Origin of the sequence: Peribacillus faecalis, assembly GCF_014712675.1 — a bacterium.
GTDB lineage: Bacteria > Bacillota > Bacilli > Bacillales > DSM-1321 > Bacillus_AD > Bacillus_AD faecalis.
Map to the genome: position 1 here is coordinate 71070 of NZ_JACXSI010000005.1, position 22960 is coordinate 94029.

24 protein-coding genes are annotated in these 22960 nt (G+C 38.3%); 4 read left to right on the forward strand and 20 right to left on the reverse strand.

Annotated features, from left to right (window positions below; translation table 11 throughout):
- Positions 1-28 precede the first annotated feature (28 nt).
- Positions 29-2755, reverse strand: coding sequence for an aconitate hydratase AcnA (gene acnA, locus IEO70_RS03150; protein ID WP_190996894.1), 2727 nt, complete (start codon positions 2753-2755; stop codon positions 29-31).
- Between the two features lie 364 nt (positions 2756-3119).
- Between acnA and sspO the strand changes: the two genes are divergently transcribed.
- The gene (gene sspO, locus IEO70_RS03155; protein ID WP_190996895.1) at positions 3120-3269 is read left to right on the forward strand and encodes a small acid-soluble spore protein O; all 150 of its coding nucleotides are present in this window, start codon (positions 3120-3122) and stop codon (positions 3267-3269) included.
- Between the two features lie 63 nt (positions 3270-3332).
- On the opposite strand, the gene IEO70_RS03160 is transcribed toward sspO, so the two are convergent.
- Together IEO70_RS03160 and IEO70_RS03165 are read right to left on the reverse strand one after the other, a co-directional pair.
- Positions 3333-4124 (reverse strand): enoyl-CoA hydratase/isomerase family protein, encoded by a 792-nt coding sequence (locus IEO70_RS03160; RefSeq protein ID WP_190996896.1) that lies wholly within the window; start codon positions 4122-4124, stop codon positions 3333-3335.
- Positions 4125-4346: 222 nt separating this feature from the next.
- Entirely contained in the window at positions 4347-4601 is a 255-nt protein-coding gene (locus IEO70_RS03165) for a hypothetical protein (RefSeq protein ID WP_190996897.1), read from the reverse strand.
- A gap of 159 nt (positions 4602-4760) precedes the next feature.
- Here IEO70_RS03165 and IEO70_RS03170 point away from each other — a divergent pair, with 159 nt between their 5' ends.
- Positions 4761-4904, forward strand: coding sequence for a small acid-soluble spore protein P (locus IEO70_RS03170; RefSeq protein WP_190996898.1), 144 nt, complete (start codon positions 4761-4763; stop codon positions 4902-4904).
- Positions 4905-4980: 76 nt separating this feature from the next.
- On the opposite strand, the gene IEO70_RS03175 is transcribed toward IEO70_RS03170, so the two are convergent.
- The 8 genes from IEO70_RS03175 to IEO70_RS03210 all read right to left on the reverse strand — a co-directional run bounded on the left by IEO70_RS03175 (position 4981) and on the right by IEO70_RS03210 (position 13978).
- Positions 4981-8103 carry an AAA family ATPase gene (locus IEO70_RS03175; protein WP_190996899.1) on the reverse strand — a complete coding sequence of 1041 codons (3123 nt, stop codon included), beginning with the start codon at positions 8101-8103 and terminating at the stop codon, positions 4981-4983.
- Positions 8104-9246: an exonuclease SbcCD subunit D gene (locus tag IEO70_RS03180; RefSeq protein ID WP_190996900.1), complete on the reverse strand. Its 1143-nt coding sequence runs from the start codon at positions 9244-9246 to the stop codon at positions 8104-8106. It lies immediately after the preceding gene.
- 181 nt (positions 9247-9427) lie between these two features.
- On the reverse strand, positions 9428-10369 hold the full coding sequence (locus IEO70_RS03185; protein ID WP_190996901.1) for an ABC transporter permease: 942 nt from the start codon (positions 10367-10369) through the stop codon (positions 9428-9430).
- A complete protein-coding gene (locus tag IEO70_RS03190; RefSeq protein WP_190996902.1) occupies positions 10366-11286 on the reverse strand; it encodes an ABC transporter ATP-binding protein in 921 nt (306 codons plus the stop codon). Before IEO70_RS03190 ends, IEO70_RS03185 begins: the two co-directional genes overlap by 4 nt.
- A 353-nt stretch (positions 11287-11639) precedes the next feature.
- Positions 11640-12065 (reverse strand): DUF2621 domain-containing protein, encoded by a 426-nt coding sequence (locus IEO70_RS03195; RefSeq protein WP_190996903.1) that lies wholly within the window; start codon positions 12063-12065, stop codon positions 11640-11642.
- A gap of 69 nt (positions 12066-12134) precedes the next feature.
- A complete protein-coding gene (locus IEO70_RS03200) occupies positions 12135-12629 on the reverse strand; it encodes a CcdC family protein (protein ID WP_190996922.1) in 495 nt (164 codons plus the stop codon).
- A gap of 138 nt (positions 12630-12767) precedes the next feature.
- Complete coding sequence (locus tag IEO70_RS03205; RefSeq protein WP_190996904.1) at positions 12768-13130, reverse strand: response regulator; 363 nt, start codon at positions 13128-13130, stop codon at positions 12768-12770.
- Between the two features lie 137 nt (positions 13131-13267).
- Positions 13268-13978 (reverse strand): cytochrome c biogenesis CcdA family protein, encoded by a 711-nt coding sequence (locus IEO70_RS03210; protein ID WP_190996905.1) that lies wholly within the window; start codon positions 13976-13978, stop codon positions 13268-13270.
- A gap of 229 nt (positions 13979-14207) precedes the next feature.
- Here IEO70_RS03210 and IEO70_RS19930 point away from each other — a divergent pair, with 229 nt between their 5' ends.
- On the forward strand, positions 14208-14360 hold the full coding sequence (locus tag IEO70_RS19930) for a Spo0E family sporulation regulatory protein-aspartic acid phosphatase (protein WP_190996906.1): 153 nt from the start codon (positions 14208-14210) through the stop codon (positions 14358-14360).
- A gap of 65 nt (positions 14361-14425) precedes the next feature.
- Here IEO70_RS19930 and IEO70_RS03220 read toward each other — a convergent pair whose 3' ends face one another.
- From IEO70_RS03220 to yneA, 8 genes are all read right to left on the reverse strand, one after another.
- A complete protein-coding gene (locus IEO70_RS03220) occupies positions 14426-15274 on the reverse strand; it encodes a prohibitin family protein (RefSeq protein ID WP_190996907.1) in 849 nt (282 codons plus the stop codon).
- Positions 15240-15410 carry a hypothetical protein gene (locus tag IEO70_RS03225; protein ID WP_190996908.1) on the reverse strand — a complete coding sequence of 57 codons (171 nt, stop codon included), beginning with the start codon at positions 15408-15410 and terminating at the stop codon, positions 15240-15242. Before IEO70_RS03225 ends, IEO70_RS03220 begins: the two co-directional genes overlap by 35 nt.
- 259 nt (positions 15411-15669) lie before the next feature.
- Positions 15670-15885 carry a YneF family protein gene (locus IEO70_RS03230; RefSeq protein WP_190996909.1) on the reverse strand — a complete coding sequence of 72 codons (216 nt, stop codon included), beginning with the start codon at positions 15883-15885 and terminating at the stop codon, positions 15670-15672.
- An 84-nt stretch (positions 15886-15969) separates the two neighbouring features.
- Positions 15970-16422, reverse strand: coding sequence for a sporulation inhibitor of replication protein SirA (gene sirA / locus IEO70_RS03235; RefSeq protein WP_190996910.1), 453 nt, complete (start codon positions 16420-16422; stop codon positions 15970-15972).
- Between the two features lie 176 nt (positions 16423-16598).
- Positions 16599-18623 (reverse strand): transketolase, encoded by a 2025-nt coding sequence (tkt, locus tag IEO70_RS03240; protein ID WP_235973469.1) that lies wholly within the window; start codon positions 18621-18623, stop codon positions 16599-16601.
- Between the two features lie 142 nt (positions 18624-18765).
- Complete coding sequence (locus IEO70_RS03245) at positions 18766-19002, reverse strand: DUF896 domain-containing protein (RefSeq protein WP_190996911.1); 237 nt, start codon at positions 19000-19002, stop codon at positions 18766-18768.
- Between the two features lie 72 nt (positions 19003-19074).
- On the reverse strand, positions 19075-19734 hold the full coding sequence (locus IEO70_RS03250) for a YneB family resolvase-like protein (RefSeq protein WP_190996912.1): 660 nt from the start codon (positions 19732-19734) through the stop codon (positions 19075-19077).
- Between the two features lie 38 nt (positions 19735-19772).
- The gene (yneA, locus tag IEO70_RS03255) at positions 19773-20087 is read right to left on the reverse strand and encodes a cell division suppressor protein YneA (protein WP_190996913.1); all 315 of its coding nucleotides are present in this window, start codon (positions 20085-20087) and stop codon (positions 19773-19775) included.
- A gap of 157 nt (positions 20088-20244) precedes the next feature.
- On the opposite strand from yneA, the gene lexA reads away from it, so the two are divergent.
- On the forward strand, positions 20245-20868 hold the full coding sequence (lexA, locus tag IEO70_RS03260; RefSeq protein ID WP_190996914.1) for a transcriptional repressor LexA: 624 nt from the start codon (positions 20245-20247) through the stop codon (positions 20866-20868).
- Between the two features lie 64 nt (positions 20869-20932).
- Here lexA and IEO70_RS20490 read toward each other — a convergent pair whose 3' ends face one another.
- On the reverse strand, positions 20933-21850 hold the full coding sequence (locus IEO70_RS20490) for a M23 family metallopeptidase (protein WP_190996915.1): 918 nt from the start codon (positions 21848-21850) through the stop codon (positions 20933-20935).
- Positions 21851-22960 lie beyond the last annotated feature (1110 nt).

The window sequence follows — 22960 nt, forward strand, 5'->3', positions numbered from 1 at the left end:
CTTTGAAGCAGACTTTTCTCGCTTTATATTAAGCTTGTTGTTTAGCAGCTGCTAATTTATCGCGAAGTACCATTGGAAGGATACCGCCATGACGGTAGTAGTCAATTTCAACTTCACTGTCGAAACGTACCAATACTTCGAACTCTTTTACAGTGCCATCTTCAGCAGTAGCTGTAACTTTTACGAAATCTCTTGGTTTAACTGTTTCATCAACCGCAACAGAGATTGCTTCAGTACCAGTTAAGCCTAGAGTATCAGCGTTTTCGCCTTCTTTGAATTGTAATGGAAGAACACCCATTAACACTAGGTTAGAACGGTGAATACGCTCGAAGCTTTCAGCGATAACTGTTTTAATGCCTAGAAGGTTTGTACCTTTAGCAGCCCAGTCACGTGAAGAGCCCATTCCGTAATCTTTACCAGCTAATACTACTAAGCCAGTACCATCGTTTTTGTACTTCATGCAAGCATCATAAATTGAAGTTACTTCGCCAGTTGGCCAGTAAGTAGTGTATCCACCTTCTGTACCAGGAGCAACTTGGTTTTTAATACGAATGTTTGCGAAAGTACCACGCATCATTACTTCGTGGTGTCCACGACGTGATCCGTATGAGTTGAAATCTCTTGGTTCAACGCCATTCTCACGTAGGTATAGACCTGCAGGAGTTTTCAGACCAATTGAACCAGCTGGTGAGATGTGGTCAGTTGTTACTGAATCAGCAAATTTAGCAACTACACGTAAACCGTTAAGTGGTTCTACAGTGCCAGCTTCAGGTTTAAGCCCTTCGAAGAACGGAGGGTTAGCGATATAAGTAGATTGATTATCCCAAGTGTATAATGGATCATCGCCTACTTTGATTTCGTTCCAACGCTCGTTGTTAGTGAATACAGTTTCGTATTCTTTCTTGAATAGCTCTGGAGTAACTGTTGCATTTACAACTTCTTTAATTTCTTCAGCAGTTGGCCAGATGTCTTTCAAGAATACATCGTTACCGTCTTTGTCTTTACCGATTGCTTCAGTAGCGAAATCGATATCAACTGTACCAGCTAATGAGTAAGCGACTACTAATGGTGGTGAAGCTAGGTAGTTACCTTTTACTAGCGGGTGGATACGTCCTTCAAAGTTACGGTTACCAGAAAGTACTGATGTTACTAGAAGATCAGACTCAGCGATAGCTTTTTCAAGTTCATCAGCTAATGGACCTGAGTTACCGATACATGTAGTACAACCGTAACCTACGATTTGGTAGCCTAATTGATCTAGGTATGGTTGTAAACCTGAATCAGCTAGGTAACCTGTAACTACTTTAGAACCTGGTGCTAAAGAAGTTTTTACGTAAGCAGGAACTTGTAAGCCTTTTTCTACAGCTTTCTTAGCAACTAGACCAGCACCTACTAATACGTATGGGTTAGAAGTATTTGTACAAGATGTGATTGAAGCGATTGCAATCGCACCTGTTTTCATCTTAACTACTTCGCCATCAGCAAGAGTAACTGTGATTTCTTTTTCTTTATCAGCCGCATCAATACCGAAACCGTGTGGGCCAGCTGGTGCGTTTAATGCGTTATGGAATTGCTCTTTCATTTGAGACATTGGAATTAAATCTTGTGGACGTTTAGGACCAGAAAGATTAGCTTCGATTGTAGAAAGATCAATTTCAACTACATCAGTGTAGATTGGGTCTTCACTATCAGCAGTTAACCATAAGCCGTTCGCTTTGCAGTACTCTTCAACAACTTTAAGTTGTTCTTCGCTTCTGCCTGTTAAACGCATGTAGTTAATTGCTTCTGCGTCAACTGGGAAGAAACCGCAAGTTGCGCCGTATTCAGGAGCCATGTTTGCTACTGTAGCACGGTCAGCAAGTGGTAATGTATTTACGCCAGGTCCGAAGAACTCAACGAATTTGTTAACTACGCCTTTAGCACGTAACACTTGAGTTACTTTTAATGCTAAGTCAGTAGCAGTTGCACCGTTTGGAAGTTGACCGACTAATCTAACACCGATAACTTCTGGTACTGGGAAGTATGATGGTTGACCAAGCATACCAGCTTCCGCTTCGATACCGCCAACGCCCCATCCAAGAACGCCGATACCGTTAATCATTGTTGTATGAGAGTCCGTACCTACTAATGAATCAGGGAATGTTTCGAATGTTCCATCTTCATTTTCGATAGCGTGAACTACTGCAGCTAAGTACTCTAAGTTTACTTGGTGAACGATACCAGTTGCTGGTGGAACAGCACGGTAGTTATCGAACGATTTTTGAGCCCAGCTCAAGAATTGATAACGCTCGTTGTTACGTTCGAACTCATAGTTCATGTTTACAGCTAATGAATCAGCTGTACCTGCTTTATCAACTTGTACAGAGTGATCAATAACAAGATCAACTGGAATTAATGGGTTGATTTCATCAGGATTTCCGCCTAGGTCAGCCATTGCTTGACGCATAGAAGCCAAGTCAACTACCGCTGGTACACCAGTGAAATCTTGAAGGATTACACGAGAAGGTTTGAACGGTACGTCAACCTCTTTTTGCTCAGCTGTACCCCATTTAGCCAAGTTTTCAACGTGTTCTTTTGTAATTACACGTCCGTCAACTTGACGTAAAACAGATTCTAAAAGAACCTTGATTGAGTATGGAAGTTTTGAAACTTCACCTACTCCTGCGTTTTCTAACGCTGCTAAACTGTAATAATTGTAGCGTTTTCCATTCGCTTCAAATGAAGCGCGTGATTGAAAAACATCATTTTTTGCCATTAGTATGTCCCCCTCTTCTTCCCTTTTGTTTAAGAAATAGACACAAAACGTCGCCCGGCATTAAAAAATACCAAGCTCCTCACTCTTTACTATAAAGGAAAAAGTTAAATATGTCGAAAAGTTTGAATCCTTCTTTTCTTCAGTTTTATTGTATCAAAATAGCGCTATAAGTAAATAACGATAAAGTTATTGCAGTTGATAAGAATAACTTATAGTATTTCTGTTACGAAAAAACAAACCATTGAAACAATAGCCCCAACCTCTTACACATTTTGTAAATCAATACTGCATTTTTATAAAACATTATTTTTAAAAAACATTATTCCTGGATAAAATATTGATGTAAAAAAGCGAGGTGATTGTTTTGGCGAGAAAAAAGGCGAAACATGTCGTTCCCGGCATGAATGCAGCATCAGCACAAGGAAACGGGGCAGGCTATAATGAAGAAATAGCATCTGAGCCGCTTTCCGCTGTCGAAAAGCAATACAATAAGAAGCGGAAAAAGAACAAATAAAAAAAGTCACAGCTCAGAATGAACTTTTCTGAGCTATGACTATAAAGCTTCATATCATTATCGTTATTTCCCCGTAAAAATCGGGGGACGCTTCTCAAAAAATGCCTTAACGCCTTCTTGCAAATCTTCTGTTTGAAAAGCAAGCGCTTGCGATAATGCCTCCTGCTCCAAAAACTCTTTAAAGTTCATGTTATGGCTGCTATTTATTAAGCGTTTCGTCAGCCCAACCGCAACTCCGGCAGCATGCGACAACTTTTCAGCCCAACTATAAGCTTCCGTAAGCAATTCTTCTTCATTATATATTTCGTTGACAATACCAAAATTTTTAGCCTGAATAGCATTGATAGGTTCGCCGCTAAACATAATTTGCTTAGCGCTATGAGCGCCAACTAATTTAGGAAGAAAATAGGCTGCGCCAAGATCAGGCACAAGTCCTACTTTCGTAAAGCTTGAAGCAAATTTGGCCTTTTCTGAAGCAACAATTAAATCGCAAGCAAGAGCCAGACTTAGCCCTGCTCCGGCAGCGGCGCCGTTTACTGCAGCAATAACCGGCTGTTCAAGTTCGAAAATGGACGTGATTATTTGCTGTGTCTGAAGCATTTTCTTTCTTGCCTCTACTGCCGAAGTTTGCTTGAATCCTTTAATATCTCCTCCGGCACAGAAGGCAGAACCCTTCCCTGTCAATATAACGACTTTAATCTCTTCTGAAGTCTTCAACTTCCCGAAAAAATCGAGAAGTTCTAGCATCAATTCCGGTACTAAAGCATTCCTCACTTCCGGTCTATTCAGCGAAACTAGAGCTATCCCCTTTTCCTGCATCACTTCTATATGCTCATATTTTTGAACCGCTTTCATTTCAGTCAACTCCTAAACATATTTTTTAGTTTGAATGTTCAAGATGAATTAAAATACTGATGACCTTTACTTATGTACTAATTAATAAACTCGAGCAGTATTGCCATTATATCATTAATTTACAAAATGTGTAAATTGATGATTTTTGTTTTCATTAAAAAAGGAAGGCGCATTAATATACGTCTCCCTTTTCAGTACTAATAACTCGACAAAATAAACAATTTATTCAATCATGTCATTCATAATGCTTTGCAGTTCCTGCTTGTACTGCTGCAATTGGTGCCTTTGATGCTCAGAAGCAACCTCGAGCGCATTATCTATTTGTTGATACGCTTCAATAATGCCCGTCTTCAAATGATTCATTTGCGCGCCGTATGCATTGCCATTTTGGTCAAGCTTCTGCAAAATATCCTTCACTTCTTTTGTTGCTTCCTGGGCATCCTGAAATGCTTGCTGTTTATCTTCATGGTACGCCAATCGCCTTCAACCCCTTTAAATTTTCTGTCTATATTGTTAGCAGTTAAAGCGTATTTATTCATTGGAATTGGAACAAAGTATAATGTGAGGAACTGCTCGGGTCAGTATCATTTAACCGAGTATCCGAAACAAGTTCAGTTCAGGATTAGGAGGCAAAATATGAATAAAAATGACGGTAAAGATATTAGAAAAAACTCGCCAAAAGGAAGTAATTCCGGACAGCCCGAGCCTTTAAGCGGTTCTCATAAAGTGAAAAACCGCAACCATAGCAGACAAAAAAAGAATTCCGGGCATGATATGTAGAAAAACATTACCTTCCTTTATCTTTTGAAAAAGGAAATCTTAATTAATAAAGCAGGGGCTGACCCCTGCTTCTATTTTAATTCAAATGAAATCTCGTTGTGCTGCCTGTTTGCGTAGAAATAACTTCTAAGTTTGCATCAATTCGCTCTTTCAATTCCGGTACGTGAGAAATAATCCCGACCAGACGGCCGTTGCTTTGAATTTCTAATAGAGCTTCAATCGCTTGATCCAAAGACTCAGGATCTAACGTACCAAAACCTTCATCAATAAACATTGTTTCCAAAGAAATACCCCCGGCGTTATTTTGAACGACAGCTGCCAATCCTAATGCCAACGCTAAGGAAGCTTTAAAGCTTTCTCCCCCGGATAATGTTTTTACATGACGTTCCATTCCGGTATATTGGTCAAACACTGTCAGCTCAAGCCCGCTTTGAACGTTCTTTCTTGTCGGGTCATTCTTTCTAAGCAATTCATAGCGGCCTCCCGTCATTTTACGCAGACGCTCATTTGCTTCAAGTAAAATATCATTCAAAAATGCCGCCAACACAAAACGTTCAAACGTAATTCGGTAACGGTTTTGTCCTTTCGCCATTTCATATAGATGACCGATTTGCTCATATTTCTCCAGTATACCTTTTTGCTTAACAAGTAGCTCACTGAGTTTGCCTGCAATGTTCTCATTTTGCTTCGCATACATCGTTTGTTCGTTCATTTCATCTCGCTGTTTTTTCAGCTTTCCAGCCAATTCGGCAATTTGTTCCTCTATCAATTGGATATTAGGCGCATCCTTGTCTTTCAACGTATACTCCAAGTTTGCCAATAAATGCTGCACACGCTGATATTCTGTCTCATACCTTTCGATCCTCGTTTTATAATCCTGTATCTCTAATTCCGTCTTTTTAGCAGCCACATACAAATTGTAATGTAAAAAACCTTGCTTCTCCATCTCTGCCTTGAATAATGCCCGTTCTTCGTTTAATTCTGATTCTAAAGATTGCAACGTCTTGCCGTTTGTTTCAAGTGCGCTTTTCACCTTTGTTTCTTCCTGCTGCGCAGTATACAAGTTCTTTTGCTTTGTTTCAAGCAATTGCTGCAATCTGTCTCTTGCTGTGACAGCATGCTGCAGTGCTTGCTCAAAGGCTTGAACAGTACGAAGCTGCTCCGGCAAACGAGTGTGCATCGTTTCAAGTTTCGTATTGAGCTGAATATAACGTTCGCGCCAATTATCTTCCGTTTTCTTCGCTTCTTTCAGACCGAGACGCAACTGCTCTATTGCCGATTTACTTTCGTTTATTTGTTTTTCAAGCAAAGGCAATTGCTGTTTCTGTTCAGCAAGCTCATTCATTTGCACGTGTAGCTGCCTGCTCTTTTCTTCAAGCTTATCCGCTTCTTCATTAAGCAGCTCATCACTGAATTGTTCTAATGAAGCAACAATTACTTGTTTTTGCTTGTCGAGTTCGGCATTAATATGTTCAAACTGCACTTGCAACTGATAATGTTTCTGAACCGCTGAATCTTTTTGTTTTTCTGCCGCAGCCAGTTTTTCCTTCTGTTCTTCCAATTCTTCCTGCGATGCCCCATTGTCCGTTTGTGAGGCCGGTTTCGGATGAGAAGTCGAACCGCATACTGCGCAAGGCTTCCCTTCTTCCAGCTCAGACGCCAAAAGGCTGGCATGAAAATGCAGCATTGACTTCTCTAGCAATGCAAGTTTTTCTTTTTCTTGCTCCACAAGTTTCTCAGCATGCTGCAATGATTGCTTTTCTATATTTAAATCATTTTTAAGCTTTACTTGCTTTTGCAATGATGCTTTATAGTCGTTTAACATTTTTCTGGCCGTATCATTCTTCTCTTGTTCGCGCGTAATATCACTAAATGCCACTGCTGCTTTTTGGGCACAGGCTAATTGTGTTTGGAGAATTGATAGCCTTTGCGCTTCCGCCTCCTGCTTATTCTCTAAGTTTATACGTTTCTGATGGCATTCTTTTGATTTCGCTTCCGCATCGTGCACTTCTTTAGAAAAACTTTCAAATGAAAGAACATCGTTGCGCAGCTCTTGCAAATTGAATACTTTAGTCGTTGCATCTTCTCTTTCTTTCGCTTTGCCTAATTCTTCGTTATATGTTTCTTGAAGCGAAGCAATTTTTGTAACTAAATCTGCTTCCTGCTGACGCAAGTTTTCAACGATTGCTTTCGTTTCTTTTACACGTCTGCCGATTCGCAAATAAGATTGCTCTTGTTTATCAAGCAAATTAGCTTTTTGTGCCTGCTCAATCGTTTGTTTGCAAATAGTAATCTCTTCTTTCTGTTGATCCAGCGAAACTTTTTCCTGTTTCAACTTATCGCGCTCGGCAAACTTCCCAAGCAGTTCTTTTGCCTGAATCAGTTCTGTCTGCAATCGTTTATCCTGATCTTCAATTGTTTTCAGCTGACTTTGCAGATTAAGTAATGTTTCCTTTCTGATTTCGATATCCTTACCTAAAGCGTCCAGCACTGACTCAGGATGTTGCGATTGCTCTTCTGGTACTACTGCTTCTTTTTCTAACCAAACAATATCTGACATCAACGATTGCATCTCAAACTGAACTTGCTCTTCAGATCGCTTTAAAACGGTTGCGTCTTCTTTTAGCTTTTCTTCTATTTTTTTATATATTTGTGTATGGAACAGTTTTTGCAGAATTTGTTCCTTATCTTTACTTTCTGAAACGAGGAGCTTTTTGAAATCGCCTTGAGGGATCATTAATATTTGTTTAAACTGATTGGCATCCAATCCGATGATTTGCTTAATTTTCTCATCGGTATCACGGACATTCCCTGCCAAGAGCACTTTGCCCTCATTCGTTATTTCATATAACTCCGCCTTCGCCCCGATTGTTGTGCTGCCTTCACCGGACTTCTTCGGCTTTTCCTGTTGCGGCGCACGCCAAATAAGATATGTTTTATCGCGAAGCTGAAACTGTAAAGAAACTTCTGTCGCAAGATCGCTTTCTGCAAAATGACTTCTTAAATCCGTTCCGGCACGGTCTTCTCCGCTCGCTTTTCCATAAATGGCAAAACTGATGCCATCAAAAATGGTTGTTTTTCCTGCACCTGTCTTACCGGAGATGACAAACATATTGCGATTTTCCAAAACAGTAAAGTCAATGACTTCTGTTTTCGCATAAGGGCCAAATGCCTGAAGCTTTAATAATAACGGTCTCATTTACAGGTCTGCCTCCTTTTTCACTGAAGAAATGACTTCTACCATAATCGCTTCTTTTTTATCATCAAACTCACGCTCAGTCATTTGTTTATAAAAGCTTTCAAATAGCTGCAGTTCTGTTTTATTTTCTCCTTTTTGAACAGCCAGCCGGTCTCTATTTTTCAGATCACTTTGATCCCACTTGCGTTCAAGGTGCAGTACATTCGGATATACTTGTCGAAGCTTTCCGATTGGATCCAGGATTGTTCCTTGGTCTAACAGCGTTACTTTCAGAAAATCATCCAGTTTCTGTTTTTCGTAAAATGATTTATCCATCAGCTCCTCAAAGTAACCGGTTATTTCCCGCATATCCTGTTTCGGCACTAAATCACGTTTTTTAACAGTAAAGCTGCCGTCCTCTTTCATATCAATGACATTTACAGATTTTTTCTGATTTGCTTCTGAAAAGGAGTACTTTAATAGAGAACCGGAATAGAAGACAGTGTCATGCTTTATCGCATCCGGACTATGAAGATGGCCAAGCGCAGTGTATGAAAACGGAGCAAATAAATCACTTGTGACGCAGCCTGAACCGCCTACCGATAAAACCCTTTCCGAATCGGATGACTGGCCTCCCAAAACGAAAGCATGTCCAATAAGTACGTTTGGTTCATTTACATTGATTGTCTGTTCAATGTTGCCGATAATCGATTTCATTGCGTCTTGATGACTATGAATTGATTCATCGCTGTGCAACTGACGGACAACACCCGGCTCAGCGAAAGGGACACAATAAAAATTAACGCCCTTAACGTGAATCGGCTCAATTTTTTCATCCAGTTTCCCTTGAATATATAATTGGTTGTGCTTTAACCATGGTGATGCGAATGATAGTCTTTCGGCACTATCGTGGTTACCCGAGATCGCGATCACCGGTATATTCATATCAATATTGATTTTAAATAAAATATCATTCAATAATTCGACCGCTTCTGTAGGCGGCACAGAACGGTCGTACAAGTCTCCTGCTATTATAATTGCATCAGGCTTTTCTTCCTCCAATATTTGCAAAAATCGATGCAGCATATAGTTTTGGTTTTCGGTCATGTAAATACCATGAACAATTTTGCCTAAATGCCAATCGGCAGTATGAATAAATTTCATACAAATCCCCCTATTCTCGTGCTTTTTGTCTATTATACTAGAAAAACCGTCACCGGTCCTTTTTCTTTTTTGAATCTGCCTCTTGATTTCACTTCATGGACAGCCTTCTAAGTTCAATAAGACATATTATTATTTAAATTAAATGAACCTATACCGCCTTAGTATAGGTTCATTGTCACTATTAAGCTCTTACGTCTCTCTTCACGAAAAACAGAAAAGCAATCAAGTTAAATATAATGAAGTAAGCCATTAAGACTACTATTGAAAATCCAATTGTCATATCATCAAACAACGGCCGGCCGTCAAAGTAGCTCATTAAGTTTGTATTAGCAAACAAGCTGTATTTGGCCCATTCAAACTTCATTGCCAAAATAGACGTAATATTGCCGCCCATCAGCAGCAGGAAAATAGAAATACCGATCGCTAATGAGCTGTTTCTGAATGCTGCAGAAATCATAAAGGCCATCGTCGTAAGCATAAACAGCCCGATAGAAGACATGCCATACGTAAATAGTGCGTTAGCTAATTGCGATCTTTCAATTACCTCTCCATTCGTATAAGCCAAGTACGGTCCCGCATCCCCTAGTCCGAACAGCACGGCGCCGATGATCCATGTTACTGCAAAAGTAAATAACACGGTGCCTATTGAGAACAATATGACGGTTACATATTTACTTAATAATATTTTCACTCTGCTGACCGGACGGATTAATAACAATTTAATCGTTCCGGTTGAGAATTCACTTGCGACAATGCCCGCAGCTATTGTAATTGTTATAATTGCGATAAAATCAATTAAAGGTACCATTTCGTTCACAAAAGACCAAGCCGTCAATTCATTTTCAGGCGGGATATTATTAGCAAGACGATATTCATTTAAAGCAATATGACGATTGTAAAAATCGCTGCTATCCGGATATTCAGCTCTTTCCGCTTTCAGCATTTCCGTTTCTTCTGTGAGCGATTGCTTCCAATCACTGCTCTTTTCGGCTGTTTTCTGGTCCAGTTCAATATATTTGTCTAAACCGCCCACTCCGACTATAATCACGACCAGTAAACCAACCATTACCCATGTTGAAGCTTTTTTCAATATTTTCATCCATTCATTCGCTACTAAGTTCATGCAATTTGTCCCCCTTCACCTGTAATCTGCAAAAATTTCTCTTCAAGGGAAACTGTTACATTTTCAACACTATAAATCTCGCAATCTAGCAGTGCTAATGCTTTCACAATTTTAGGCACTGCTGTTTTATCCACTTTTAACTGCAGTCTGCCATTAATTATGTCCGCTTCAAGGGCAAGCGCCCCTTCTTTCACAATACGCAATGCTTGGTCAAGAGGCGAAACTTCGATAGCTATGTTCTTTATTTCATCTTCTGATTCTTCATGCACATTTTGAATATCGACCAGTTTTCCGTTTTGGATAATACAGAAGCGGTCACACATCATTTCCATTTCGGAAAGCAAATGACTCGAAACAATGACTGTCATTCCTTCTTCAGCAGCAAGCTTCTTTAAGTAATCTCTAATTTCTCTAATGCCCTGCGGGTCAAGACCATTAGTCGGCTCATCAAGAATCAGCACTTTCGGATTATGTAATAGCGCCTGAGCGAGCCCGAGCCGTTGCCTCATTCCTAATGAATAGCTTTTTACTTTATCATGTATTCTTTGTTGCAAACCTACCAATTTAATAACTTCATCAATTCTTTCTTTATTGACTCCCGAGGACATTCTTGCATAATGCTTCAGATTGTCATAGCCTGATAAGTATTTGTACAATTCCGGGTTCTCGACAATCGCCCCAATATGCCCAATCGCTTTTTCGAATTGCTTTTTGACGCTTTCCCCGCATATGAATACGTCACCTTCAGACATCTTCATTAATCCGACAATCATTCTAATTGTTGTCGTCTTTCCGGCTCCATTTGGACCTAAGAAACCGAATATCTCGCCTTTAAACACATCAAAACTTAAATCATCAATGATCGTCTTATTTTTGATGCGTTTTGTCACTCCATCTAACCTGACTGTAACTTCCAATCATCTCACCCATTTCTTTCATATTCATCCGGTGCGACCGGTACTTTTAAATCTTACACCGACGGCAAACAAATACTAATCATCCGCAGCATTATGTTTGTATAAGACTTTAGGCGTAGCAAATTAGAAAAAACGAAATGCGGAAGCAGCCCGCAAGTAAGGAACAGCGACTAAGAGCGCTACGTCCGCATGTCTTCACCGATATAGCCTACATCCTGTAGGCCTCCGAGCATGGCAGGTAAAAGGTTAGACAGCTATCTATGTTCGAAAATAAATACTTTCTTATCTTTTCAAAAAAAAAGACCTTTCCATAGTTCGTTTGACTTTAGAAAGGTCTTCCTCCATTAAAATTCTTAAAATAATTCATTATAACGAGCCATATCAATTTGCTTTTCGTTTAATTTCTTGCGCAAAAATTTATGATCCCGTTTCGGTGTTGCCATTATGTATCCTCTAATTACAAGGTCTTCATTAATTTGAATTACTTTTTCCTTCAATGCCAATTCACCGATTTTACCGGCTATTTTTTGTCGCGCTACATCTCTGAACAGCTCGGGAACCGGACTGACCAAATCATCAAGCAGTAATTTTTCATCTTGTTTCCATAAATGCGCGGTTTTTTCGACATAATACTCTTCCCAATCCATATCGGAACGGCCATCTTGTTTCGGCATCCGCTTCAGAAACTTTCGAAACATGAAGAAACCGCCGATAGCAAACGAACCGGCCATGACAACAATCCAAAATAGAATAAACCATAGAAACCAACCTTCTAACATGGTAATCCTCCTATTATATAAGATAGATGATCATCGAAATGAAGCAATATCACAAGGCAAAAGCACCAATTAAGGCGCTTTTGCGGTCAAAATAGGATCGTTCAAATCCGGCAATTGCTTTTCCAATTTCTTATATTGAAGCAACATTGCCACTCGCCAAGGAACAATCATTCCAAATGCAAGAATCCAGAACATTCCCCCTGTTTCGCCAATATCCACTGTCGATGTGACAATAAGTTTCAATATTATTCTCGCTATCAGTAAAGCTATCAAAATAAAGGCAAATGCCTTCGAGCGCTTTATATAGATTTCATTATCGCGTATTTCGAACTGGGTTGTCTTAATTAACAATATTGAGAATATTAGTCCGACACCTAAGGCTTCCGCAATTTCAATTGGGGTTACACGAAAGAAAGGATGCAAAAACATTAGCGCACCTGTACTCATAAAGATTGGCGGCAATATAATCTTTTTTCTATTCACAGGTTTTTTAGCTGCTTTCATACGTATAAATAACACAGCTACAGCCATTAAAATCGGTATAATTAATGTAAAGTAAAGCAAACGAATCAACTCTTTTCCCGCTTTGTAAAACCTGACTTTTTTCTTAATCTTACCAGAATATTACGAACTAATCAAAAAAGAGGTTGTCACATAGAAGCGATTAAACCGCAATTGACTTCCTCTTCCTTATAAACAATTTTAAATTTGTAATACGCGTCTTATTGCATCTGTCACTCTTAACTCATCAAATGGTTTGACAATAAAGTCTTTCGCGCCTGCTTCGATAGCTTCTACGACCATTTTTTGTTGTCCCATAGCAGAACACATGATAATTTTAGCATCCGGGAATTCTTTTCTTATTTCTTTTACTGCTTCAAGCCCGCTCATCTCGGGCATCGTAATATCCATCGTAACAAGATCAGGCTGATGTTCCCGGTACATTTCTATAGCTTGTCTGCCATTCTCCGCTTCTCCGACAATATTATGTTCAGCTTTTATAAAAATATTAGATAAAGTCATTCTCATAAACTTTGCATCATCTACAATTAATACTCTTGCCATTGCTGGCCCTCCTCGATTCCATACCTGCATGAAAGTTTTATTCTATGCTTTCAGAAAAGTTATTTTAACAAATATATCTCAATAAACCATAATTTTCAATTAAAATAATATTATTTCAAAGATAATGATTGACCCGTTCAAAAACCGGTCCAACCTCCAAAAACATTATTAACAAAGAAAGATGCTATAATTGTCATTCCATCAAAGTACAACAAGATTCCCATGAAAATCATAATATAGCCGCCGAATTTCATAATCTTCACGTTATTATTCTTAATCCAGTTCATTTTACCGATAAAGAAAGAAAGTACTAAAAATGGAATCGCAAATCCTAAAATATAGGCAATCATGTAAATCATTGCAGCATCAGCGTTATTTGCCGCCATAAGTAAAACCGATGCTAAAATCGGTCCTGTACAAGGCGTCCAGCCGGCCGCAAAAGCCAACCCGATTAGTATAGAACCAAAATATCCACCCGGACGATTTTTTAATACAAATTTATGATCCTTCATCATGAACGACGGCTTAAATACGCCAATAATGACGAAACCAAAAAAGACAATTATAATTGCCCCTATTTGTCTGATCAATGTCTGATTGCTGCTGAAGAAATGTCCTATAAAAGATGTCCCATATCCTAAAACAATGAAAATAATTGAAAAGCCCAATAAAAAACATAATGTGTGCAAGAAACTTCTCTTTTGCAGCAGGGCATTTTCTTTCTTCATCTCTCCTACACTCATTCCTGTAATATAGGATAGAAAAGCCGGATATAACGGCAAACTGCATGGTGATATAAAACTTAAAAACCCGGCTCCAAACGCAAGAAAAACAGATACATCCGTCAATACGATAACCCCTTTACTGTTCTATATATTTAGTTTAGCAAAATTAGGATAAAAAGGGTAAAGATTCATATATGAAGATTGTGTGAACAAAGTCCCTATTTTGAAATTTCTCCACAAAATGTTTGTATTTTTTTCCATGGATATGTATACTTATCAGGTATTGCATTACATAAATTTCAAAATATGTGAAATTTCCAATTTTCAATATAATTATGAGGGGATTTTTGTTGTGTATAAAAAAGAGTTATTGCAACTGATAGAGTGTAAACGCAAGGAATTGATTGTAATCGTATCACAATACGGATTAAATAGTTCAAGAACCATTCAATATAGCCAAGAGCTGGACTCTCTGCTGAATGTCTATAACAAAAAGGCACAGTGACGCTAATATTAATCGGTGGGGAAATAAATCCCCACCGATTTGATTTGTTAGCCTATAAATGATAATCAGTTTCCTGTGTTAGTTGTCGTTTGATTAACAGGAATTTCAATTAACTGGTTTGAGCCAGTCGCCAACGGCATTTTACCGTCCCACTTTTCAATCCACTTATTTTGGATTACTTCCTGCGAAATCGATTGTTTAATAATTTCATTATACTCTGAAATCGCTTGAGCTTCTATTTTCTTCTTTTGTGCTTCAGCCTCAGCAATTTGCAGCTCAATTTGTTTTCTTTCCAGTTCCTGAGAAGCTTCTACCCTTTTATCAATAGCAGCCTGAGTACTCTCGTCCGGTTGCGGAACACCTAAAGTAAGGTTTTCCACAATGAAGCCAAGATCTTTAATATCCTCTGAAAATATATTTTGCACCTCTACCGCTGCCTCTGATGATCTTTCTCCATAAGTATCAATAACCGAAAACTTCGAAATCGCCTTTCGTCCTGCATCCCAAAGTCTTGTTCGCAAGTAAGACGCCTCTATTTCTTCAACGGGTATCGGGCCAAACTTATTAAAGACATCGACTACTTTGTCCGGTTGCACACTATACGTAAATGCAAAATCAATCGTTACATTTTTACCGTCGGAAGTGGCTACTTGAATATCTTTATAATCAACGGTCTGCATTCGAATCGGATATTCCGTTACTTTATCGAAAAGCCCCACTAAATGCCAGCCTTGTGTCAATGTCTCTTCTTGAACCCCGCCATTAGGGCTATAGACGACGCCTACGTATCCATTCGGTATTTGTTTAATAAATAACGATAGAATTACTATACCGGCTGCCAGAGCAACAGCTATAATTATTCCCCCAATTATTTTCCTGTTATTTTTCTTCTTGATTGGCGTTACATTCTCCATCTGTCGCTTCCCCCTCTAATTTGTTCTTTATCTTTTCGGCTTTTGAACCAACTAAGTGAAATGTAGGACTCATCAGCAGCCAAAAACCGATCAGCAATAAAACCACAACAATCACTGACCCGATAAAAACTTTCATCGACCCGTTTTCCTCCCTTGCCTAAAGATGAACCCACTTCCATTATTATTCTGTTTAACCTTATTTTAACTTATATACGATTGTAACACAGATAGGTTTCGTAATTCCCAAAAATAAATAATAAAAAAGGACCACCCTGCGAATACATCGCGGACGGTCCCTTTTCGAAGCTTGCACACTTCTATTGAAATACAAACCAAATCATATAAAACAAGTGTTATGACTCTATATCCGATAACCCTTGAAATGAAGGGGTTTATTATTTCATTTGTTTGTTCATAGCGCTCATCATTTGATTGATTTTCTTTTGGGATGGTTTCATTCCCATTTGCATCATCATCATTCTTAACATTTGTTCGTTAATTGGCGGATTTTTTTTCAAGTAGTCCATCATGTATTTACGCGCGATGAAAAATCCGATTGCTATACCAGCAATAAGCGCTACGATAGCTGCGACCCATACTTGCCAAGTCATAGGTAATTCCTCCTTCAAGTTGTCTATTATTAGTGTACTAGACCAATCGCTATTATACAACAAACTGCAAGCATTTTGTTAGCTTTATATTAATTTTCTCTCTTTTATTGGTTTTAACCAGCCATATCGCTCACTTTTTAAATCGACAGCCAAAAAACTATTGGCACATTTTCGTATGCATTCGAATAAAATCGTTTCCGCTTCATAGTTGCCTTCAGCAGACAGAATCATAACCCTATTATGTATCCGAAGCTTCGCAGAGCTTTTTATATTGCCGTTCTTTTCTTTTTGTATGACATAGTAAACATCATCTATATAGCGAATATTGCCATTATACTTCATCTCTTGATTAATATACTGCTTCAAAACATACGTCGGCAAGCGTTTTGTCACAAACAAAATTTGGCGTCCGATAATCCAAGAGCTTTTTCCGGCAGATGAACTGAAATCTTTAAATAATATATACAGCAAGTGTTCCTTGCCCAAATAATCAGAAGCATATTGATCTTTCATTAGATATATTTGATAATGTCTCACAAGCATCATCCCTATCATTTTCTTTATAAAAAGTATATAAAGAAACCGATAAAGAAATTGTTGATTTTTGTTAAAAAAAGACACTAGTTTTGTCGAGTCGCTGTATTTTGATGCAATTTAATATTTAAAAATAGAAAATCCCTACCTTTATAGGTAAGGATCTTCTATCGAAAAACTTATTTTGTCATTAAAGCTTTCACTTTAGCTACTACATTTTCTGTAGTAAAACCGTACTCTGCCATTACTTTTTCCCCAGGAGCTGATGCACCCCATTGATCAATCGCAAGCACTTCACCTTCGTTGCCGACATATTTATGCCAGCCGAAAGATGCCGCCATTTCGATACCTAAACGTTTTGTAACTGCAGGAGGCAATACAGAATCTTTGTATTCCTGTGTTTGTTTTTCGAAACGATCCCAAGAAGGCATGCTGACTACTGCAACATCAATACCATCTTTAGCTAATTCTTTTTGAGCAGAAATTGCCAGAGATACTTCTGAACCTGAAGCCATTAACAAGGCATCTGCTGTTTCTTTTTCCGAACGAGATACAACATAAGCACCTTTTGATACGCCTTCATAAGCAGCTTCAGCTGATTGTGCAAGCGTTGGAAGGTTTTGACGAGTCAATACTAACACACTTGGCGTATCTGTTGATTCAATTGAAAGCTTCCATGCTGCTGCTGTTTCATTCGCGTCTGCCGGACGAAGAACAGATAATCCAGGCATAGTACGCAATGACGGAAGTTGTTCGATTGGCTCATGCGTCGGTCCGTCTTCACCAACTGCAATGCTGTCATGTGTAAATACATATGTGACAGGAAGTTGCATTAAAGCAGCCAGACGAATTGCCGGACGTAAGTAATCAGAGAACACGAAGAACGTTCCTCCGTACACTTTTAAACCGCCATGCAACGCCATACCGTTCAATGCTGCACCCATTGCGAATTCGCGTACACCAAACCAAATATTGCGGCCTTGGAATTGACCTGGCAAGAAATCTTCTGTACCTTTGATCAATGTTTTGTTAGAGCCGGCAAGGTCTGCAGAACCTCCGAAGAATGACGGAAGATTTTTCGCGATTCCATTTAACACCTCGCTGCTTGATTGACGGGATGCAATACTGCTTCCTTCTTCATAGACAGGAATATCTTTGTCCCACCCTTCCGGAAGAACGTTGTTGATAGCCGCTTCCAATTCGCCTGCAAGCTCCGGATATTTTTCTTTATAAGATGCGAATAGCTCGTTCCATGCTTCTTCTTTTGCAGTTCCATCTTTGATGCAAGACTCTTCAAAATGTGCATAAACTTCGCTTGGTACATGGAAGTCTTCCTCAAATGTCCATTTGTAAGCTTCTTTTGTCAATTTAAGCTCATCAGCTCCAAGCGGCGCACCATGAACATCAGATTTACCTGATTTATTAGGAGAACCATAACCGATAACTGTTTTCACTTCGATCATCGTAGGTCGTTCCAAGTCACTTTTCGCTAACTCAATAGCTTTAGATAACTCTTCTATATCATTGCCGTCTGTTACTTTAATATATTGCCATCCATAAGCTTTATAACGTTCTTCGATGCTTTCAGAGAAAGATTGGCTCAAATCTCCGTCTAATGAAATATCATTTGAATCGTACATTACGATTAAACGACCTAATTTTAAGTGACCGGCCAATGAAGAAGCTTCCGCAGAAACACCTTCCATTAAATCCCCGTCACCGCAAATGCTGTATGTAAAGTGATCAACCACATTATACTCGTCACGATTGTATGTTGCTGCTAGGTGACGTTCAGCCATAGCCATACCAACCGCCATTGAAATACCTTGTCCTAGAGGACCAGTTGTTGCTTCAACGCCCACTGTGTGGCCATATTCAGGATGCCCTGGTGTTTTGCTTCCCCATTGGCGGAAATTCTTCAAGTCTTCAATAGTCAGTCCATAACCGGATAAGTGCAATAAGCTATATAACAACATAGAACCATGACCTGCTGATAAAACGAAACGGTCTCTGTTAAACCATTCCGGGTTTTTCGGGCTATGGTTCATATATTGCGTCCAAAGCGTATACGCCATTGGCGCAGCTCCCATCGGCATACCTGGATGTCCGGAATTCGCTTTTTCGATTGCATCAATTGATAATGTACGGATTGAATTTATGGATAATTCATCTATTTTTTTCAAAACTTCATCTTCCTTTCGCAATATAGTTTTCCTCTTCTAATATTATATTTCTTATACAAGAAAGACAACCTAAAATATCACATTTAATAAATTGATATGGCACTATTTCAGAGAAACGTAAAAAAAAGAATGCCTCAATGACATTCTTTTTTACAAAAATGATTTAGTGTAATCGTTTTCTCTCTTCTTGTATCTTCTTCACTCGGTCAGGAGTAACATCATTTCCTTCTGGATCGATAATTTTCAGATGTTCGATTGTATCTGACATTGACTGTCTAAAGGTACGTAAATACTCACTTCTTAATTTTGATTGTTCTTTTGCTTCTGCCGGCGTTAATCCTGTAGATTTAGATTTTTTGGCAAGCTCATTAATACGAGCGATTTTTTCTTTTGGTAACATAGGAAAGCTCCTTTATATCTTGTTTCTATATAGAGACATGTTATAAGAAATCGGAAGATGTTTCAAGTTAAACTATTCACTCTCTTCCTTCTTTATTTCTGTATACTCAATATATCTCCTATTAACGGTTGCCTTTGATACATCATATCCGAAGCCTCTTAATGTGGCTGCAATATCTTTGAAAGTTAATCCGTTTTCCCGAAGACGGACAATTTCTTGTATCGGCACTTCCTTTTTATCCGGTCCTTTTGATAAGTGCTGATTCTTCAAATTCCTCTGCGGGCGAAATCCATTATCTACCGCCTTTTTCATTCCGCGGCTTATCTTCATATTATGAAGTTTCCGCTGATACTCCTCTACAATCGATACTATTTGCAAAACCATCGAGTCTGATTCAGAAAGCTCCATCTCACCTTTATGAGCAGATGTGAAAATCCGAACGCCTTCTTTCAGCACACAATGCAGCAACGCCATTTTCGCATTCCCTCTCCCGAGACGTGTTTCATCTTGTATTAGCAACGCATCAATTTGTTCTTCTTTTATACAATCAAGCAGTTCAAAAACACCCTCTCGGTTCAATTGAAAACCGCTCTCTTTCTCCTTAATTACTTTCACAACATTTAAAGACAATTGATTTGCTAAATCTAAAAGTTCCTTCTCCTGTCGATCTAAAGATGTTGCTTGAGTATCTTTGTCCGTGCTGACACGGCAATATATAATTGCTTGCTTCATTCTGTCTACCTGCCATTTCTGTGTATAAGCAAATCAAATTATTCATTCGCAGTCATAGTAAGATGCGTTTGAACTTCATCTGACACCGGAATCAGTATAACATCTCCCGCTTTAATATTTGAATCATTTAGTTCGTTCAATTGTTTCACCTGAACGATAAATGAAGAAATATCCATTCTATCATAATTGTATTCTTCAGCAAGTTCCCACAGTGTATCACCATGTTTAATTGTTACTTCTATGTAGTTTTCAGAATTCCCAGCGCTAAATTTATATACGAATATGAATGCGAACAATAAAATAACTGTAATTAATGCGAACGAAAAAGAATTTCTCATAATAAATTGTTTCATTATAACCAATCTCCTTTTTACGAATGTATGTTCTGTTTTTATAAACTCATTATAATACGAACAATTGTTCTAGTCAACAGCTATTCAAACATATGTTTGTATCTTTTGCCAACGCATGGTATACTAAGGAAAAGCTAAGTAGAGACGAGGTGTATGCATGAGTAAATTATCAAAGCGTCAGCAAGATATTCTTGATTTTATTAAGCAAGAAGTAAAGCAAAAAGGCTATCCGCCTTCCGTCAGGGAAATCGGTCTTGCGGTCGGACTGGCATCCAGCTCTACCGTGCATGGTCATCTGGAACGATTGGAAACAAAAGGTTTCATTCGAAGAGACCCTACAAAACCTAGAGCAATTGAGATTCTTGAGTCAGAAGAAGAAATGATGATACCTAAAAGCAAGGTTGTAAATGTTCCTTTAGTCGGAAAGGTCACAGCCGGACACCCTATAACAGCAATCGAGAATGTTGAAGAATACTTTCCGCTACCTGAGCACTTAGCCGGGTATGATCAGCAAGTTTTTATGTTGGAAATTGTCGGAGAGAGCATGATAGAGGCCGGCATTCATGACGGCGATTATGTCATTGTCCGTCAGCAAAACACTGCTCAAAACGGCGATATTGTTGTAGCGATGACAGATGAAAACGAAGCAACCGTCAAACGTTTCTTTAAAGAGACAAATTACATTCGTCTTCAACCGGAAAACTCTGCAATGGAGCCTATCATTCTAAATAATGTATCCATTCTTGGCAAAGTAATCGGATTGTATCGCGAAATACATTAAAAAAAGGGAGTTTCTCTATTAATATGAGAAACTCCCTTTTTTTATTCTATTAATTTTACTATTTTTATTTGATAATTAAGTGTTCAGCTTTTACCCAATGACTATTGCCAAGATCTACCCAGCCATCGCTATAATAATAAACTCTATAAGCAGTCGGCCCATAAATTCTGCCTACGTACTCCCCATTAGGACCTGAATATACGTTTACCCCAAGCCCTGAACTATATTTAGATGAAGCAGTATATCTTTTATAATTCATATTTTCCTCTTTAACCCATTGATTATTACCAATGTTCAACCATCCGTCATACTCTAAATTTACAATATATGGAATTTTCTTTGTGATTACCCCAACGTACGTTCCATTTGGCACATTGTAAATATTTATCCCATATCCATCCGGGTACTTTGATGTTGCTTCCCCGATACCTGAATATGGATTTTGATAAGATGCTTGAACATATTCACCATTCAATACATTTCTCGGATTAATTGAATGAGATGGACTTCTTGAGAAATTACCCTGGTGAACTTCAAAATGTAAATGTGGTCCAGTAGAATCCCCTGTATTACCCAAATTTCCGATTACTTGGCCTTGCGATACTGTCTGATCTACCGAAACATTAATACTATTCAAATGAGCATAAACAGTTGTATAAATTTCTCCAGAACTCAATACATGCTTAATATAAATAACATTTCCAAAACTGCCATTACAAGATGCGTTTCCTTCATAACATCCACCAGATGCACGAGTCACTATACCATCGGCAGAAGCAACAACTTGTGTTCCTCTCACATTGCCATAATCAATTCCATGATGAAAGGTACCCCATCTAGTTCCATATTCAGAAGTAACTGTTCCTGATGTCGGTATAATCAGACTATTAGAAGCAGCTTCTGTACCACTAGGTTTCCCTCCAATAAACAATGTCGCCATAAGACCTAAAACAACTACAAACTTCAAACTTCTAGATGTCAAAATTATCCTCCTGTTGTTCGTTTGAAACGGTTTCATCGTTCATAGACTTTTCTATTTTCATAATTTTACAAATTAAATCTACTGTTTCATAAGCTACCGTTGAACAATATACTTCATGGCTTATAGTAGATTTTCTTTTCTGATTGAGCATCTTTAAAGAAAGAAAATAATTTGTAAGCTATGAAGCATAGAAACTATGAAAATGTAATTTAAGGATAACAACTATTATTTTATTTGAAAAATATTTTGACTTCGAAAATAGAATCCGTATAGATTGTTACATTTTTTTAATAAAAATTACTAAATGTAATGATTTTGTTATAATTATAATGATAGAATAATCATACTTTTCATTTCTTAAAAACCAGGAGAAAAAAATAACCGTTGAAAAAAATGACTTTTTCAACGACCTTCAACTTGCATGGGAATTTTTAAAAATAATTATAACAAGTGATAACACTTGTATCTACTAACAATGTCATTTCAGATAATGATTCTGCAATTTCATAGATCGTATCAACTAAGCAAGTGATATCAATTGCCGTTTCTCCTAAAGATATTGTTACTTAATATAAAGGTGTCTCTCTTAGGTTTGCAATTAACTCCTCATACTGTTCCGAAAAAAATTTTTTTCGCAATCGAAATGGCTTGTTCCTCAACAGCCCCTTCGACAGATTTCTTGGAGTTATTAATCATCATCCCTATTGTTAAAGCTAACAGTACGATAAACATTAATAAGACTAAGCCAATAATACGATTAGCGATTTCCTGTTTCCTCTCTGTATACCCCTTATTCTAATCCGTTGGGCTTTTGCCTTGAATTTTTTTCACTTTCCACAGCTTTTTAATGTAATAACACTGTCGAAATACTGAATATTTTAATCCTTTTATCGCCCTAAATGAGGAATAAGAAGGCATTCATTAAATTTCGTTTCTCTTTATATAATTTACATACCTATGATTCTAAACTACAAGAAATACAAAAGTGGCCTCTAACATAAGTCAAAACCACCCGTGACAACGGGTGGTTTGCTCTGCGGCTGAAAGCCTTTGTTACTGACCAAACCCTAAAGGGCTACTGAATGGTTCGCCATGTGTACTACTTTCACT